Consider the following 17,176-nt stretch of genomic DNA (forward strand, 5'->3'; position numbering starts at 1 on the left):
TGTCTGTATTGCTCACAAATCAATTCCCGCCCTTGTCGGACAGAGAATGAAGTATTGCTGCCGGATGGCGCTGCACGCAGAGGCACAGCGCCACCGGGTATACAGATTGTTGACAAAGTGCGCTTTGTTTATGCCGGATGCGGCGTTAACGCCTTATCCGGCCTACAAAATCGTGCAAATTCAATACATTGCAGAATTTTCGTAGGCCTGATAAGCGGAGCACATCAGGCAGTTTTGCCTTTGCCATCAGTCTTGTATGGCTTTTAATTATTCGATAGAGACGTTTTCGAAGTGATGTTTGCCTAATGGATCAACCACATAGCCTTTGACTTCTTTGCGTACCGGTTCAAACACGGTGGAGTGAGCGATGATCAGTGCCGGAGCCTGATCGTGCATCACCACCTGCGCTTGCTTGTACAGTTCAACGCGTTTGTTATGGTCGTCGGTAGCACGCGCCGGTTGAATCAGATCTTCAAACGGTTTGTAGCACCATTTTGAGTAGTTAGAACCTTGTTCAGAGGCGGCGCAGCTGAACAGGGTGGCGAAGAAGTTATCCGGGTCCCCGTTATCGCCAGTCCAGCCCATCATTACCGTCTGATGTTCGCCATCTTTCGCACGCTTGAGGTACTCACCCCATTCGTAGGTGACGATTTTGGCCTGCACGCCCACTTTCGCCCAGTCTGCCTGAATCATCTCCGCCATGCGGCGAGCGTTCGGGTTATACGGACGTTGTACCGGCATCGCCCACAGGTCGATGGAGAAACCTTTTTCCAGACCCGCTTCTTTCAGCAAGGCTTTCGCTTTTTCAGGATCGTAGGTGTAATCCTGAACGTCGTCGTTATAGCCCCACATGGTTGGCGGGATCAGGTTTTTCGCTGATACACCCGCGCCCTGATAAACCGCTTTGATGATCGCGTCTTTGTTCACCGCGTAGGTCAGTGCCTGGCGAACTTTCACGTCATCCAGCGGTTTTTTCTGCACGTTATACGAGAGGTAGCCGACGTTCAGCCCCGGCATTTCCATCAGGTTGATGGATTTATCCTGCTTCATGCGAGCGATATCTGCCGGGTTCGGGTACGGCATCACCTGGCATTCATTCTTCTGCAATTTCGCGTAACGCACGGAAGCATCAGGGGTAATAGAGAAGACCAGCGTATCGATCTGCGGTTTGGTGCCCCAGTAGCCATCAAACGCTTTGTAGCGGATACGGGAATCTTTTTGGTACTGCTGTAACTGGAATGGACCGGTTCCGATTGGGTTGAGGTCCAGTTTTTCCGGTGTACCGGCTTTCATCATCGCATCAGCATATTCTTTTGACAGAATAGAGGCGAAGTCCATTGCCAGATCAGCGAGGAACGGCGCTTCCGGGCGAGTCAGCACGAACTGAACTGTGTTGTCGTCCACCTTTTTCACTTCGCTGATCAGCTCCGGCAAGCCCATGCCTTCGAAGTATTCGTAGCTACCGCCAGAAACTTTATGGTACGGGTTTTGCGCGTTTTTCTGACGATCGAACGAGAACACCACGTCATCGGCGTTCAGTTCGCGCGTCGGTTTGAATTCTTTATTGTCATGCCACTTCACACCTTTACGCAGATGGAAGGTATAGGTTTTACCGTCTTCGCTGACTTCCCACTTTTCAGCGAGGCCCGGGATCACTTCAGTGGTGCCGATTTTAAATTCAACCAGGCGGTTATAAAGCGGTACGGAAGAGGCGTCATAGGTGGTGCCGGAGGTAAACAGCTGCGGGTTAAACCCTTCCGGAGATCCTTCTGAGCAATAAACCAGAGTTTTAGCCTGAACACTTGCTGCGACGGTCATAGCCACCAGGCTGAGACCAAGCTTCAGCATCCCTGACTTTTTCAAGGAAATACGCATTATTCTGCTCCAATTGTGATGTTTGTTGTTTTAACCCTTTGCAGTGGGTTGTCGCTGCCTGACCTTTTTTGTTTTTTGCCCGGTCGGGTCAACGTTATGAGGTGGGGATGCCGTACTAATTAACATCAGTGTAACAGTGCGGATCCTCCATAAAATGCCCCTCGTGACCTACAATCTGTCAACAGAATGTGAAAACGTCAATACAGCCAACCGGGATTTACACCAACGGTGAGAATCCACAAACAAAGATTAAAAAAACTTCAAACAGCTATTTGCAGCAGAGAAATTTGTGCTACTCCAACATGACCAGAACAATCAGCTTAATATTTAGCAACATTTGGTGATTAAGTTTTATGCATTTAATGAAAAAAATCTGAGGAAAAGGTGGATATCTGAGCGATTAATACCATGAACGCTAAAACGCACAGCGGAAAATGCCAGGGTCAGCCATAAGTAACGCAAAAAAAGATTTAAGCAAATATAAAAAAAGACAATGGTTTCTGTCACAAATCCGTTAATGGATAGTGAGATATGGGGCGCAAATTTGGCAGGGAAATGTGTGGCGTGTAGGTCGAATAAGGCGTTCACGCCGCATCCGACAATAAGTGCGGTGCCGTTGCCTGATGCGACGCTGACGCGTCTTATCAGGCCTACGTCGAGTCGAACCTCCCCGCCCCCGGAGGTTCTCATCCTCATGAGCTACAAATGCAAAAAAGCCTGCTCGTTGAGCAGGCTTTTCGAATTTGGTCGGTGATAGAGGATTACTCGCCACTTCGTGGCTCGCCCTGCGGGCCGTTGCTGGCGCAACGTTCTCTCGCTTCGCTCGAGTCGAACCTCCCCGCCCCCGGAGGTTCTCATCCTCATGGGCTTCAAATGCAAAAAAGCCTGCTCGCTGAGCAGGCTTTTCGAATTTGGTCGGTGATAGAGGATTCGAACCTCCGACCCCTTCGTCCCGAACGAAGTGCGCTACCAGGCTGCGCCAATCACCGAATGCGGGGCGCATCTTACTGCGCAGATACGCCCTCGTCAATCCCTTAATAGCAAAATGCCTTTTGATCGGCGAGAAAGTCAGCAGGCCGCTTAGTTAGCCGCTGCCACTTTTGTCTGCGGGATGTGACACCAGTTGTTGTTTTCGTTAATTCCACCATCCGGTGAAGTATAGCCAAGACAACCCATGATGGTGTCGTACAGCTCTACATGACGGCGTGGCACTTTCATGTCGGCTTCTTTTTTCAGCTGCGCAAATGCCTGAGCATTGGCCGGATTTTCCAGATATTTATCTGACATCCAGACCATCATCGGTACGCGGAACTGCTCCGGCGGTGCCAGTTCACGCGGCGTGCCGTGCAGGTGCTCGCGTTCATTAATTGACTCACCGTGGTCAGCTGCGTAGAACACAATCGCTTTCTTATCGCGAACCTGATCAATCACGCTGGAGATAAAGTGATCCACATAGGTCACCGAGTTGTCATAGGAGTTGATCATCTGCGCTTTGGTACAGCCGCTATCAACACCAATACATTCCGGCTTCCACTGCGCGAAGCTACGCGGATAACGCTGGGTGTAGTTAAAATGCGAACCTTTGGTATGCAGAATGATCAGATGCTTACCATCCGGGTTGCGCCCTAGCGATTGCTGCATTTCGTCTACCAGCAACATATCATCTACCGGCTTGCCACGATTACGTGGCTCCGCACCAATCTGCTCACGATAAGCAATGTTGTCCGCCATCGTGTTGCTGTAGAACCACATTTCGCTCTGCATAGCGTAGAGGTCAGAACTGAATCCTAACTGCTTCAGAACCGCGAAAATGTTCTGTTCTTTTAATGTGCGCTGCGGATTATCTTCCGCGCCCCCCTGACGTACAAACATGCAACGCAGTGAGAGTTTGGTTGCGGTATCACAGGAGTAACCACGGAACGCCGCCAGATTTTTCTCCTGGGCCAGTTTCGGCGTGGTATTACGCTCATAGCCGAAAATGCCCATATGGTCCCAACGCGTGGTTTCACCGATGATAAACACGACATAAGTGTCATCAACGTTTTGCGGTGCCTGATAAGTGAATTTCTTCGCCGGATTAAGCAATGAATTATTATCGGAAGATTCATCGACCCGCGCCCAGGCATACAGCCCCAACGCAGAAAGCCAGTTTGATGGCAGATAAGAGTTCGCTACGACACCGCCATAACTCGGCAAATCAACGCCGGTCGCCCTCTCCACTTTCTTCTGCTGGATATCCAGCAAACGAATCGGTGCCCAAACCATAATACCCGCCAGTACGACGACCGCCAGGCTGCGAATACGCTGCCCTGGGGTTCGCAGTTGTCGGAGCAAGGTGTAGCGACAGCGGTTATTCCAGATAAGGATAAGAGGCAATGCACTAACGGCGATTAACCAGAGAATAAAGTTCAGACCAACAACTTCTTTTGACAGGTCGATATCGGTGGTCATGACGGAAGCGATGATGCCATAACCAATGACCACATTAAGGAAGGTCATGTAATAGCTGGCACCTGCGGAAAAGAGCACCACCAGCGACGCCAGAATACGCCAGCTGCGGCGGCCAAACAGCGATAGAAGACGTAGTAAAAAGAAGGTCACCAGTACGGTGGCGGCCAGTTCAACAACAGCAGAAACGCCTTTCCAGACGGTAAAATCGTGCGCATAGCTGCCGAAGCGGCGATAAAAAACCGCGCCATTCATAAAAAGGCCAATATAGATTGCAAGCAAAAAGCTCAGCTTCTGCTGTGTAATCGATTTGATGTATCTCATGCAAACAAACCCTGGACAAACAGGTGATAACACCCTGCTTAGCGGCTTTTCAGGCCCGGCAGGGGAAAAGTGCGGAGGTAGTCAGATAAGTAAAATCTACACGCGCGAATAAGTAGACCACAGCAAAGCGAAAAAGTGTGGGGAAAGAGTGTGCATGAAGCACAAATTTACAAAAATGCAAGTTTGAAAAGAGACTTTAGCGTTACAAAAAGCAGTAAAAAGGGCCAGTTAACTGGCCCAAATTTTACGAGTCATTGTTTATACATTTCGTTGATGCGTTTGATGCACACGGAAGCTGAAGCCCAGTAGCTCGCGGCTGAGCATTAAAGGGAGCCATGCGCCTCACGCAACATTTTCTGCTCTGGCTGACGAATCGTCGTAGAAAGCGCCAATGACAGAATCAGCAGGGCGAAAATCACGTAGAAGGTCACATAGAAACCGCCAAACAGTGAGGCGATAATCGAACCAAAAATGCTACCGATACCGAAACCGAGGTAAATCACACCGTAGTTTTTCGCCAGGTTATTGAGGCCGAAGAACTCACTGACCAGTGACGGAAAGACGGTAATAGTGCCGCCAAAGTTAAATGCCACGCAGGCAATCGCTGCAAAGAACGTCACTGCATTCAGTGGTGCAAACAGCAGGGCCGCCATACCCACTAGCGAAATCACCTGACCAATGGTGATAACACGGATACGGGCGATTTTGTCAGACAGTATCCCCAGAACCAGACGACCTGAAAGGTTGGCGATGGAAATAACAGTGACTGCATTAGCTGCGGAAACCACATCAAGGTGTGCCAGACTTTGGGCGATATCTTTCGCTACCCCAATCACGTACAGGCCGCTCATGCAGGCAGTCAGGAACATTACCGCTAACATCCAGTACTGCGGTTTACGCATCGACTCTGCCAGCGTGTAATCTTTCTCCACCACACCATTGCTGGTTTTCACTTCCTGTTTTGGTGCGTCTTTCATTAACGTTGCGCCGAAAACAATCATCACCAGCGCAATCGCTCCCCAAATCACAAAGGTTTTTTCCAGACCCACCGTTTCCAGCAGCCGCGTGTCGATAAATTTGAAACCCAGGCTACCCAGACCATAAGAACCGATAGCGAACGCGGATATCAGACCTTTACGCTCCGGGAACCACTTCACGCAGTTAGAGAGCGTCAGCAGGTAACCCGCGCCATCCGCCAGACCGACCAGCACACCGGCGCTTAACCACAGCATCATCAGGTTGTCAGAATGCGCGGTCAGGAAGAAGCCTAATCCCAGCAAAATGCCGGAAGCCATGGTGACGCGTTTAACGCCAAAACGTTCCTGTAATTTGCCCGCAACAGAAGATGAAATTGCCAGCCCCAGACTTAACAAGCCGAAAGAGAAAGCGACCTGGCTTACCGGCGCATCCAGCTTGGCGGAAAGCGCGCCATTAAACAGGCTCCAGGTATAAACCGACCCCAGCGCAAACTGGGTAATGATTGTACCGATGAGTGTCAGCCAGCGGGTACGCTGATAATTTGAAGGTGTCATGGCAGTATTCCTGCAGTAATAAAAAGGAAAAATCTCTGCCGACAACCATAACGAAGTGCACTTTATGCCTGGGGAAAAACGGCATGAAATGCCATCAGAACGGAATGAAATGCCTTAGTTCAGGAATGAATGACGCGACAATTATTCACCAAATTTATTATTTGGTAAGTTAGCACCCACTATCGCCACAACTGTTGTTATTCAATGGTTTCAATTGTGACTGTAACGTTAAAATCTGGCGCTAACCCCCATCGTATACAGATAGTCGCTATTATTAGTGGTATTTTCTGCCTGAGTTAGCGCGGCATAGGCGGCAATATTTTGATTGAGCAACATATCAGCGCCTACGGTGACATCCAGCCAGTTGCCGTTCTGGTTTGTCGCCGTCATCCGGCTCAGGCCTGATTGCGCCTTCCAGATATTCTCGCCAAATTGCTGGTTATAGCTGATTTGCGCCCAGGGTCGGAGATCGCCAAGCCGGGAGTCAACACGCCAGCCTAAGCTACTCACGCTGGCATGCCATAACGGATCGGTCAGCGTGGTAGTACTGTCGCCAAACTCGTTATACATCGAGGTGGTTGTGCCATCGTAATGTAATGCCGCGACCGGGCCGGTTGTAACCTGTTCATATAAAGGAAAATTCCAGCCCATACTCATACTGCTGGTCACATCCACAGGAGTTTCTTCCGCCAGATTGACTTCCAGTCCCAGCGCCCTTTGGCTACTTTGAATACGTTGCGACAAAATATCGTTGTAATCAGGTTGATGATCACTATCCCAGGTGTAACGCTCTGTGGAATGTCCGGGTTGCGTATCAACGATATATTCTTGTTGCCAGGCGTAAGCTGTGTTGAGAAAAAAGGCACTGATTACCACGCTCGCCAGCAGGCTTAGCTGCCAGCGACCACCGCTTTTTTTTATGATCATTAACACGACTCCAGGGAAGAGCCGAATTCGGCAATATTATTGTCATTGTATGAAGGATATCGGGCATAGTAGCCCTGTATTAAATATTGACTTTTTCACCGATGCGTCAAGAAAAGCGGCTGAAATTTTTACGATCGGGTACATAGCGAGGGAAAGTATGGAACGTTGCGGCTGGGTGAGTCAGGACCCGCTTTATATTGCCTACCATGATAATGAATGGGGCGTGCCTGAAACTGACAGTAAAAAACTGTTCGAAATGATCTGCCTTGAAGGGCAGCAGGCTGGGTTATCGTGGATCACCGTCCTCAAAAAACGCGAAAACTATCGCGCCTGCTTTCATCAGTTCGATCCGGTGAAGGTCGCAGCAATGCAGGAAGAGGATGTCGAAAGACTGGTACAGGACGCCGGGATTATCCGCCATCGAGGGAAAATTCAGGCAATTATTGGTAATGCGCGGGCGTACCTGCAAATGGAACAGAACGGCGAACCGTTTGCCGACTTTGTCTGGTCGTTTGTAAATCATCAGCCACAGGTGACACAAGCCACAACGTTGAGCGAAATTCCCACATCTACGTCCGCCTCCGACGCCCTATCTAAGGCACTGAAAAAACGTGGTTTTAAGTTTGTCGGCACCACAATCTGTTACTCCTTTATGCAGGCATGTGGGCTGGTGAATGATCATGTGGTTGGCTGCTGTTGCTATCCGGGAAATAAACCATGATTCGGGAAGCGCAACGTTCAGAACTCCCCGCGATCCTCGAACTGTGGCTGGAAAGTACAACCTGGGGGCATCCCTTTATAAAAGCGAATTACTGGCGTGACTGCATTCCGCTGGTGCGGGATGCCTATCTTGCCAACGCGCAAAACTGGGTCTGGGAAGAGGACGGTAAGCTTCTCGGTTTTGTCAGCATTATGGAAGGCCGATTTCTGGCAGCAATGTTTGTCGCACCGAAGGCCGTCAGACGCGGTATTGGTAAGGCGCTGATGCAGTATGTGCAGCAGCGCTATCCCCATCTGATGCTGGAGGTTTATCAAAAAAATCAACCGGCGATAGATTTTTACCGTGCGCAGGGTTTTCACATTGTCGATTGCGCATGGCAGGATGAAACCCAACTACCCACCTGGATTATGAGCTGGCCGGTGGTTCAAACGCTGTAAGTGTCAGTTCCGGACCGTTGTATTTTTCCAGCCATGCCAGCGCCGTATTACCCGCACAGCCATTCCCCAGCCGCGAGCTGGGGAGATCTTTGGTCAGCACGTTCACTGCGCCGTTTTTACAAATACCGTCAGCGGTTAAATCCAGATCCGGCCATGCCCCTTCGTGAATGCAAATCACGCCAGGTTTAATTCCCTCGCTAATGACCGCTCCGGCAAGGATCTGCCCACGGGAGTTCCACACCCGCACCATATCCCCTTCGGTTATGCCGCGCGCCTGAGCATCGTCAGGATGAATGGTGACAGGCTCACGGTTTGCTACCGCGTACAATTCGCGCAGAGAACTGTAATTCAGCTGGCTGTGCAGGCGGTGCGCCGGATGGGCAGAAAGTACCTGCAACTGTTCTGGTTCGGCATTGCCCTGCCATTCGTCCGGCTCCAGCCACATTGGATGCCCAGGGCAATCCGGGTAACCGTAATCGGCAATACGCTGTGAGAAGATTTCAATCTTGCCGCTGGCGGTTTTTAACGGATGCGCCAGCGGATCGCGGCAAAAATCAGCGAAGCGAATAAACCGCTCGCTGTCCGGGTTTTCCGGCATCTCAATTAACTGGTTGGCTTGCCAGAACTCAGCAAATGGCGGCAATTCAACCTGCTGGCTTGCCCCGCGCTGCCGGGCAACGTTATAAAACGTTTCCAGCCATTGCAGCTGACTTTTTCCTTCCGTAAACCGCGCATAGCCGCCCTTCTCCCAACGTTCACTCAACTCGGCAAAAACATCAAAATCATTACGCGCTTCATAGCGTGGCGGCACCACTTGCTTCATCGGCACCAGATGCTGATTACTGTAATCACCGGTCATGGTGAGATCATTACGCTCAAAAGAGGTAGTCGCAGGCAGAACGATATCCGCGTGTTTCGCCGCCGCCGTCCAGAAGCATTCAGAGATCACCACCAGCTCCGGTTTTTGCCAGGCACGGATCAGACGATTGGTATCCTGATGATGAGTAAAGTTGGCACCGCCCGCCCACCAGATAAAACGAATATCCGGGAAATGTCGGTTCATACCGTTGTGTTGATATGCGCCACCAGGGTTTTCCAGTGCTTCAACAATGCGGGCAACAGGGATTTTATCCACCGCATCGCAGCCACCCGGCAAGCTACCCTGCATGGAAGAGAGCACCGCAGAACGCCGCGTGGGGTTACCACCATTGGCAAAATGATAAGAAAGACCAAAACCGCCGCCGGGTGTGCCGATTTGCCCCAACATTGCCGCCAGCGTGACGATCATCCAGTGTTTTTGCTCACCAAACTGTTGGCGCTGCATTCCCCAGCCAGCCATCAGCATGGTCGTGTTTTGGTGGAAAAGAGCCGCCAGCTCGCGGATTTTCGCTGCGTTAACCCCACAAATCTCTGCCGCCCATTCGGCGTTTTTCGCTATTCCGTCACTCTCGCCCAGCAAATAAGAGGCGAAGACGGCATAACCTGTGGTGCAACGCGTCAGAAACGCTTCGTCGTGCCAACCATTTTCCACCAGCGTATGGGCGATCCCCAGCATCAGCGCAACATCGGTGCCCATGTGCGGTGCCACCCACTCCATTTTATCGCCAAAGAAATCGACGGTTTCCGATCGCATTGGATCAATACAGATCAGCTTTTTCCCGCTGTCACGCAGTGCGGAAAAGTAAGAAAGCCCCTGCTCATCAGATGCATTCCACGCAATTTTCAGCGTATTGAGTGGGTTAGCACTCCACAACACCACGACATCGCTATGTTCCAGCACCAGCGGCCAACTGGTTTGCTGTTGATAAACTTCGCTGCCACCCACGACATACGGCATGATCGCCTGTGCCGCACCGGTCGAATAATCCCCCAGATGCCCGATATAACCGCCTGCCAGCGCCATATAGCGTTGTAATAATGTCGAGGCCTTATGCAGCACGCCGTTTGAACGCCAGCCGTAGGAACCAGCAAAAATCGATGCCGGACCATAAGCCTCACGAATGCGTTTATGTTGTTGGTGAATAAGATCCAGCGCCTCATCCCAACTCACGCGAACAAATTCATCCTGCCCACGAATGCCTTGCGGGTTTTCCGGTGACGCGAGAAAGCCTTTGCGCACCATTGGAAATCGTACCCGTGTATTGCTGTGAACCTGGTCGCGAACCGCGCTCTGCAAGGAGTTTTCCATTCCTGTGGCTAACGCGCCATGCGAGCTAAACACGGTTTCGCCGTCGGTTTCAACCAGCATGGGCCCCCAATGGGCGGCAGTCAGAACGGAATATCGTGAGGATGAGTTGGCCAAACCGAAAACTCCTGAAAGGTTAGATGTATTGAGCAGTTAAATATTACTTACAAATTTCCGAGTATTCCCAGGAATAATCTTCATGTTCACGCGGCATAATCTCCCGCCACGGAACCCGTGGCAAAGAATAAAAAGGTTATTAAGGATTAACAATGAAGAAACGTGTTTATCTTATTGCCGCCGTAGTGAGTGGCGCTCTGGCGGTATCTGGCTGCACAACTAACCCTTACACCGGCGAACGCGAAGCAGGTAAATCTGCTATCGGCGCAGGTCTGGGCTCTCTCGTGGGCGCGGGTATTGGTGCGCTCTCTTCTTCGAAGAAAGATCGCGGTAAAGGCGCGCTGATTGGCGCAGCAGCAGGCGCAGCTCTGGGCGGCGGCGTGGGTTATTACATGGATGTGCAGGAAGCGAAGCTGCGTGACAAAATGCGCGGCACTGGTGTTAGCGTAACCCGCAGCGGGGATAACATTATCCTCAATATGCCGAACAATGTGACCTTCGACAGCAGCAGCGCGACCCTGAAACCTGCGGGCGCTAACACCCTGACCGGCGTGGCAATGGTGCTGAAAGAGTATCCGAAAACGGCGGTTAACGTGATTGGTTATACCGACAGCACGGGTGGTCACGACCTGAACATGCGTCTCTCCCAGCAACGTGCGGATTCCGTTGCCAGCGCGTTGATCACCCAGGGCGTGGACGCCAGCCGCATCCGTACTCAGGGCCTTGGCCCGGCTAACCCAATCGCCAGCAACAGCACCGCAGAAGGTAAGGCGCAAAACCGCCGTGTAGAAATTACCTTAAGCCCGCTGTAATCCCTTTCATGCCAGGTGATGCAGAAATCACCTGGCATTCTTCAGTTTTCCTTCATCATATTTCAGGCTAAGGTGATCGCCTTATCAGTGAATGGAGAGAAGCATGAAGCCGTCCGTTATCCTCTACAAAGCCTTACCTGATGATTTACTGCAACGCCTGCAAGAGCATTTCACCGTTCACCAGGTGGCAAACCTCAGCCCACAAACCGTCGAACAAAATGCAGCAATTTTTGCCGAAGCTGAAGGTTTACTGGGTTCAAACGAGAATGTTGATGCCGCATTGCTGGAAAAAATGCCGAAACTGCGTGCCACATCAACGATCTCCGTCGGCTATGACAATTTTGATGTCGATGCGCTTACCGCCCGAAAAATTCTGCTGATGCACACGCCAACCGTATTAACAGAAACCGTCGCCGATACGCTGATGGCGCTGGTGTTGTCTACCGCTCGTCGGGTTGTGGAGGTAGCAGAACGGGTAAAAGCAGGCGAATGGACCGCGAGCATAGGCCCGGACTGGTACGGCACTGACGTTCACCATAAAACACTGGGCATTGTCGGGATGGGACGGATCGGTATGGCGCTGGCACAACGTGCGCACTTTGGCTTCAACATGCCCATCCTCTATAACGCGCGCCGCCACCATAAAGAAGCAGAAGAACGCTTCAACGCCCGCTACTGCGATTTGGATACTCTGTTACAAGAGTCAGATTTCGTTTGCCTGATCCTGCCGTTAACTGATGAGACGCATCATCTGTTTGGCGCAGAACAATTCGCCAAAATGAAATCCTCCGCCATTTTCATTAATGCCGGACGTGGCCCGGTGGTTGATGAAAATGCACTGATTGCTGCATTGCAGAAAGGCGAAATTCACGCCGCCGGGCTGGATGTCTTCGAACAAGAGCCACTGTCCGTAGATTCGCCGTTGCTCTCAATGGCCAACGTCGTCGCAGTACCGCATATTGGATCTGCCACCCATGAGACGCGTTATGGCATGGCCGCCTGTGCCGTGGATAATTTGATTGATGCGTTACAAGGAAAGGTTGAGAAGAACTGTGTGAATCCGCACGTCGCGGACTAAGCCGCGACTGCGTGAAGTAAAGCCCGATAATCGCTCGGGCTTTTACTCTTTATTGGGTTGCAGTAACTGCTGTAGTCCAGGCCTGATTAAACGCCTGATGTTGTGCCGGTAATGGCGCAATCAGTTTGTTATATTCACTTGCCTGCTGTGAAGTCGGGAACTGGATGCCATTTGCGACAAAGCTCACCTGAGTACCTTGCTGAGCAATGTAGTCTCCAACCATCACCAGTTGTTGCGTGAAAGTTTGTGCAGCCGGAATCAACGGTTGCAATGCATCAGCTGGCGTCGTTACCACTTTGGTGAATGCCTGATCAAAGACCGGTTTCAAATCATCGGTCTGTTTTAGCGCAGAGTGCGCAGCATCGGCCTGCAACTTCGCATTTTGCAGTTGTTGCGCCAGCACACCCAGCGAACCGTTCATTTCACGCAGCGGACCGCTTTGCGTAACGTAATCCTGCGGTACGCGAATTGCGTTAACGCTGTCTACGACCGGGCGCAGACCGGAATCCATCGCCTGATTCACCTGCTGAGAATAACCATACAGAATCGCGTAATCAGAGACAAAAGGACCAAACTGTTTTTTCTGATCGGCAGTCAGGGTTGGTAGACGTTCACCGCTACGCATCACTGTATTCTGCAGGAAGTCGATAAACGCTTTACGCTGATCGCCTTCTTTATCAAAACACCCACTCAGGCTAACTACCATTAATAACGCCGCAAGAGGCGCAAACCAGCGAGAGCAGGACTTTCCTGTCGCCATTTTCTTACTCCTTTCACCCAAAAAAAGCGCACAACGACACACGCGTGTCTGACGTGACAAGGATAGTCCAGGACAGGCTTGCAGGATACCCTTTCTACGTAATCTTCCTGGTAAAATCATGGAGAAAATGAAACAAGGTTAATTTGTTGTTTCATTGTTAAAAAATGATAGTGCCGTTGCTTTTTTTGTAGCCAGAGATTTACGCCTTCGCAGAAGGTTAGATTTTCGAAATCTTTACAAACCAGGAGTGGTAAGAGATATATCGGCATTTATCAGATCGTTAGGTGGCTATAAGTCACGCTAAATGACTGGCTGAATCGAATCATAGCCAGAGCATGCCCTGACTTCACCCCGCTGTGTCTGCTTTTCCCGACTATTCTTAATGAGCTTCGATGCAATTCACGATCCCGCAGTGTGATTTGAGGAGTTTTCAATGGAATATAAAGATCCAATGCATGAGCTGTTGAGCAGCCTGGAACAGATTGTTTTTAAAGATGAAACGCAGAAAATTACCCTGACGCACAGAACAACGTCCTGTACCGAAATTGAGCAGTTACGAAAAGGGACAGGATTAAAAATCGATGATTTCGCCCGGGTTTTGGGCGTATCAGTCGCCATGGTAAAGGAATGGGAATCCAGACGCGTGAAGCCTTCAAGTGCCGAACTAAAATTGATGCGTTTGATTCAAGCCAACCCGGCATTAAGTAAGCAGTTGATGGAATAGACTTTTATCCACTTTATTGCTGTTTACGGTCCTGATGACAGGACCGTTTTCCAACCGATTAATCATAAATATGAAAAATAATTGTTGCATCACCCGCCAATGCGTGGCTTAATGCACATCAACGGTTTGACGTACAGACCATTAAAGCAGTGTAGTAAGGCAAGTCCCTTCAAGAGTTATCGTTGATACCCCTCGTAGTGCACATTCCTTTAACGCTTCAAAATCTGTAAAGCACGCCATATCGCCGAAAGGCACACTTAATTATTAAAGGTAATACACTATGTCCGGTAAAATGACTGGTATCGTAAAATGGTTCAACGCTGACAAAGGCTTCGGCTTCATCACTCCTGACGATGGCTCTAAAGACGTGTTCGTACACTTCTCTGCTATCCAGAACGATGGTTACAAATCTCTGGACGAAGGTCAGAAAGTGTCCTTCACCATCGAAAGCGGCGCTAAAGGCCCGGCAGCTGGTAACGTAACCAGCCTGTAATCTCTGCTTAAAAGCACAGAATCTAAGATCCCTGCCATTTGGCGGGGATTTTTTTATTTGTTTTTCAGGAAATAAATAATCGATCGCGTAATAAAATCTAGTATTATTTTTGTGAAAAATAAATTTGGGTGCAATGAGAATGCGCAACGCCGTAAGAAAGGCGGGAATAACTTCCCGCCGAAGACTCTTACTCTTTTAAATTGCAGGCTAAAAATGCCGCCAGCTCATAACACCCCTGTTTAATATGCAATTCACACAGTGAATCTCTTATCATCCAGGTGAAAAATAAAAGCGTGAAACAAATCACTATTAAAGAAAGTAATCTATATTTCTGCGGCATTCCCAGCCCCCTGTGTTGATTTCCAACGAGTAAGAGGCTAACCTTATGGTGTTCAGGCATAGGGTAGCCTCACTTTGATTTATAGTCAGGTGGGGCTTTTCTCTGTCTGCCTTTCGGTGAATACCTGAGACAAACAGTCTCAAGCACCCGTGGCTATTCTAGCTTAATAAGTTTGTTTCTTCTCCTTGATATAATCCTAAAAAAACCTCATAAAATTAATATATGAGATAATCTTTATTCAGCAGAAGATTATTAAAGGTTGCTGTATTATTTAGCGATAATAAAAAAAGCCTGCCAGATGGCAGGCTTTTTAATAACGGCGTTATTACTGCAACAGCGAAATATCCGCAACGCGCAGGAACAGTTCGCGCAGTTTCTCCAGCATGGTCAGACGGTTGAGACGCAATTCTTTGTCATCAACCATGACCATCACTTTATCGAAGAAAGCATCAACCGGCTCACGCAGCTCTGCCAGTTCGACCAGCGCATCCTGGTAACGACCTTCCGCAAAGTACGGCTCCAGCTTGTCACGTAGCACCACAACCTGCATCGCCAGTTTAATTTCTTCCGGCTCTTTCAGGGTAGAGGCATTCACGCGGTCGCTCAGCACTTCGTCAGATTTCGCCAAAATGTTGGAGACACGCTTGTTCGCCGCCGCCAGTGCAGCAGCTGCTTCAAGGGTACGGAAGTGCGATACCGCTTTCATGCGGGCATCGAAATCAGCCGGACGAGTCGGACGACGCGCCAGTACCGCCTGGATGGTGTCAACGGTGTAACCTTCGTCCTGATACCAGGCGCGGAAGCGACCGAGCATAAAGTCGATAACATCATCAACCACGTTGGCGTTAGTCAGCTTATCGCCATACAGACGCACTGCTTCTTCGGTCAGCGTTTGCAGATCAAGGTTGAGGTTCTTCTCAACGATAATTCGCAGCACGCCAAGTGCGGCACGACGCAGCGCAAACGGGTCTTTGTCGCCTTTCGGATGCTGGCCGATACCGAAGATACCCGCCAGAGTATCCATCTTGTCAGCAATCGCCAGCGCACAGGCTACCGGGTTAGACGGCAGGTCATCACCGGCAAAGCGCGGCTGATACTGCTCATTCAGCGCCACCGCGACATCTTCCGCTTCGCCATCGTGACGCGCATAGTGCATCCCCATAACGCCCTGGGTGTCGGTGAACTCGAAGACCATGTTGGTCATCAGGTCACACTTAGACAGCAGGCCCGCACGGGTTGCGTGGTTAACGTCAGCGCCAATCTGTTCAGCAATCCAGCCAGCCAGCGCCTGGATGCGGTCAGTTTTGTCGCGCAGCGTACCCAGCTGTTGCTGGAACAGCACGGTTTGCAGGCGCGGCAGGTTATCTTCCAGACGTTTTTTACGGTCGGTATTGAAGAAGAACTCGGCATCCGCCAGACGTGGACGAACGACTTTCTCGTTACCAGAGATAATTTGCTGCGGATCTTTCGATTCGATGTTGGCAACGAAGATGAAGTTCGGCAGCAGTTTGCCATCGTTCGCATACACCGGGAAGTATTTCTGGTCACCTTTCATGGTGTAAACCAGGGCTTCAGCCGGCACCGCGAGGAATTTCTCTTCGAATTTTGCGGTCAGAACGACCGGCCACTCCACCAGCGAAGCCACTTCTTCCAGCAGGCTTTCGCTTAAGTCAGCGTTACCGCCAATCTTACGCGCTGCTTCTTCGGCATCGGCTTTAATCTTCGCTTTACGTTCTTCGTAATCGGCGATGACTTTCCCGCGCTCACGCAGAATTTCCGGATACTGATCGGCGTTGTCGATGGTGAATTCCGGTTCGCCCATAAAGCGGTGGCCGCGAATCACGCGATCGGACTGAATGCCCAGAATGGTTGCCGGAATGACTTTGTCGCCCAGCAGCAGGGTCACGGTGTGCACCGGACGCACGAAGTGCACGTCGCTTGCGCCCCAACGCATCAGTTTCGGGATCGGCAGTTTCGCCAGAGAAGTCGCAACCATATTCGGCAGCAGTGCTTCGGTGCTTTCGCCCTTCACATGGGCGCGATACAGCAGCCATTCGCCTTTATCGGTAGTCAGACGCTCAGCCTGGTCAACGGTAATACCGCAACCACGCGCCCAACCTTCTGCCGCTTTGCTCGGTTTGCCTTCAGCGTCGAACGCCTGGGCAATCGCCGGGCCGCGTTTTTCGATTTCACGATCCGGTTGCGCTTCCGCCAGGTTAGCTACTTTCAGCGCCAGACGACGCGGAGCAGCAAACCATTGAACGGTGCCGTGTGCGAGGCCAGCGTTATCCAGCTCCGCAGTAAAATTCGCAGCAAAGGACTCAGCCAGGCTGCGCAGTGCTTTTGGTGGCAGCTCTTCAGTGCCGATTTCCACCAGAAAAGTTTTCTCAGACATAGCCGCCT

Annotated in this window: 15 protein-coding genes, 1 tRNA gene and 1 other RNA gene; 7 read left to right on the forward strand and 10 right to left on the reverse strand. The window is 50.6% G+C overall.

What is annotated here, in order from left to right:
• Positions 1 to 267: 267 nt before the first annotated feature.
• The 6 genes from dppA to ACJHXA_RS17235 form a co-directional block, all read right to left on the reverse strand.
• A complete protein-coding gene (gene dppA, locus ACJHXA_RS17210) occupies positions 268 to 1,875 on the reverse strand; it encodes a dipeptide ABC transporter substrate-binding protein DppA (RefSeq protein WP_001222883.1) in 1,608 nt (535 codons plus the stop codon).
• 744 nt (positions 1,876 to 2,619) lie between these two features.
• A non-coding RNA gene (locus ACJHXA_RS17215) (RtT sRNA) lies at positions 2,620 to 2,753 on the reverse strand.
• A 34-nt stretch (positions 2,754 to 2,787) separates the two neighbouring features.
• A tRNA-Pro gene (locus tag ACJHXA_RS17220) sits at positions 2,788 to 2,864 on the reverse strand.
• A 91-nt stretch (positions 2,865 to 2,955) separates the two neighbouring features.
• Entirely contained in the window at positions 2,956 to 4,647 is a 1,692-nt protein-coding gene (gene eptB, locus ACJHXA_RS17225) for a kdo(2)-lipid A phosphoethanolamine 7''-transferase (protein ID WP_001269224.1), read from the reverse strand.
• A gap of 323 nt (positions 4,648 to 4,970) precedes the next feature.
• Positions 4,971 to 6,179 carry an MFS transporter gene (locus tag ACJHXA_RS17230; RefSeq protein WP_000189027.1) on the reverse strand — a complete coding sequence of 403 codons (1,209 nt, stop codon included), beginning with the start codon at positions 6,177 to 6,179 and terminating at the stop codon, positions 4,971 to 4,973.
• Between the two features lie 228 nt (positions 6,180 to 6,407).
• On the reverse strand, positions 6,408 to 7,106 hold the full coding sequence (locus ACJHXA_RS17235) for an autotransporter outer membrane beta-barrel domain-containing protein (protein WP_001296791.1): 699 nt from the start codon (positions 7,104 to 7,106) through the stop codon (positions 6,408 to 6,410).
• A 157-nt stretch (positions 7,107 to 7,263) separates the two neighbouring features.
• Between ACJHXA_RS17235 and tag the strand changes: the two genes are divergently transcribed.
• Both tag and ACJHXA_RS17245 read left to right on the forward strand, forming a co-directional pair.
• Positions 7,264 to 7,827, forward strand: a complete 564-nt coding sequence (gene tag / locus ACJHXA_RS17240) for a DNA-3-methyladenine glycosylase I (RefSeq protein WP_000438953.1) — start codon at positions 7,264 to 7,266, stop codon at positions 7,825 to 7,827.
• Entirely contained in the window at positions 7,824 to 8,264 is a 441-nt protein-coding gene (locus tag ACJHXA_RS17245; RefSeq protein ID WP_000617478.1) for an N-acetyltransferase, read from the forward strand. The genes tag and ACJHXA_RS17245 overlap by 4 nt, the downstream gene beginning before the upstream one ends.
• Here ACJHXA_RS17245 and bisC read toward each other — a convergent pair.
• On the reverse strand, positions 8,233 to 10,566 hold the full coding sequence (gene bisC / locus ACJHXA_RS17250; RefSeq protein WP_000013909.1) for a biotin sulfoxide reductase: 2,334 nt from the start codon (positions 10,564 to 10,566) through the stop codon (positions 8,233 to 8,235). The genes ACJHXA_RS17245 and bisC overlap by 32 nt on opposite strands.
• Positions 10,567 to 10,718: 152 nt before the next feature.
• On the opposite strand from bisC, the gene ACJHXA_RS17255 reads away from it, so the two are divergent.
• A complete protein-coding gene (locus ACJHXA_RS17255; RefSeq protein WP_000747625.1) occupies positions 10,719 to 11,378 on the forward strand; it encodes an OmpA family lipoprotein in 660 nt (219 codons plus the stop codon).
• A 103-nt stretch (positions 11,379 to 11,481) separates the two neighbouring features.
• Positions 11,482 to 12,456, forward strand: a complete 975-nt coding sequence (gene ghrB / locus ACJHXA_RS17260; protein WP_000805027.1) for a glyoxylate/hydroxypyruvate reductase GhrB — start codon at positions 11,482 to 11,484, stop codon at positions 12,454 to 12,456.
• A 49-nt stretch (positions 12,457 to 12,505) separates the two neighbouring features.
• Here the strand turns inward: ghrB and ACJHXA_RS17265 are convergent, their stop codons facing one another.
• A complete protein-coding gene (locus tag ACJHXA_RS17265) occupies positions 12,506 to 13,216 on the reverse strand; it encodes a DUF3053 domain-containing protein (protein ID WP_000190517.1) in 711 nt (236 codons plus the stop codon).
• 433 nt (positions 13,217 to 13,649) lie between these two features.
• On the opposite strand from ACJHXA_RS17265, the gene ACJHXA_RS17270 reads away from it, so the two are divergent.
• From ACJHXA_RS17270 to ACJHXA_RS17280, 3 genes are all read left to right on the forward strand, one after another.
• Positions 13,650 to 13,940 carry an HTH-type transcriptional regulator gene (locus tag ACJHXA_RS17270; protein WP_000455798.1) on the forward strand — a complete coding sequence of 97 codons (291 nt, stop codon included), beginning with the start codon at positions 13,650 to 13,652 and terminating at the stop codon, positions 13,938 to 13,940.
• A 280-nt stretch (positions 13,941 to 14,220) separates the two neighbouring features.
• Positions 14,221 to 14,433: an RNA chaperone/antiterminator CspA gene (gene cspA, locus ACJHXA_RS17275; RefSeq protein WP_000014594.1), complete on the forward strand. Its 213-nt coding sequence runs from the start codon at positions 14,221 to 14,223 to the stop codon at positions 14,431 to 14,433.
• Positions 14,434 to 14,572: 139 nt separating this feature from the next.
• The gene (locus ACJHXA_RS17280; RefSeq protein ID WP_212591412.1) at positions 14,573 to 14,632 is read left to right on the forward strand and encodes a hypothetical protein; all 60 of its coding nucleotides are present in this window, start codon (positions 14,573 to 14,575) and stop codon (positions 14,630 to 14,632) included.
• On the opposite strand, the gene hokA is transcribed toward ACJHXA_RS17280, so the two are convergent.
• Both hokA and glyS read right to left on the reverse strand, forming a co-directional pair.
• Positions 14,621 to 14,773, reverse strand: coding sequence for a type I toxin-antitoxin system toxin HokA (gene hokA, locus ACJHXA_RS17285; protein WP_001135735.1), 153 nt, complete (start codon positions 14,771 to 14,773; stop codon positions 14,621 to 14,623). The two genes, ACJHXA_RS17280 and hokA, sit on opposite strands and share 12 nt — an antisense overlap.
• A gap of 325 nt (positions 14,774 to 15,098) precedes the next feature.
• Complete coding sequence (glyS, locus tag ACJHXA_RS17290) at positions 15,099 to 17,168, reverse strand: glycine--tRNA ligase subunit beta (RefSeq protein WP_001291774.1); 2,070 nt, start codon at positions 17,166 to 17,168, stop codon at positions 15,099 to 15,101.
• Positions 17,169 to 17,176 lie beyond the last annotated feature (8 nt).

Origin of the sequence: Escherichia sp. WS33, from assembly GCF_046486385.1 — a bacterium.
Classification (GTDB): Bacteria; Pseudomonadota; Gammaproteobacteria; order Enterobacterales; family Enterobacteriaceae; genus ECMA0423.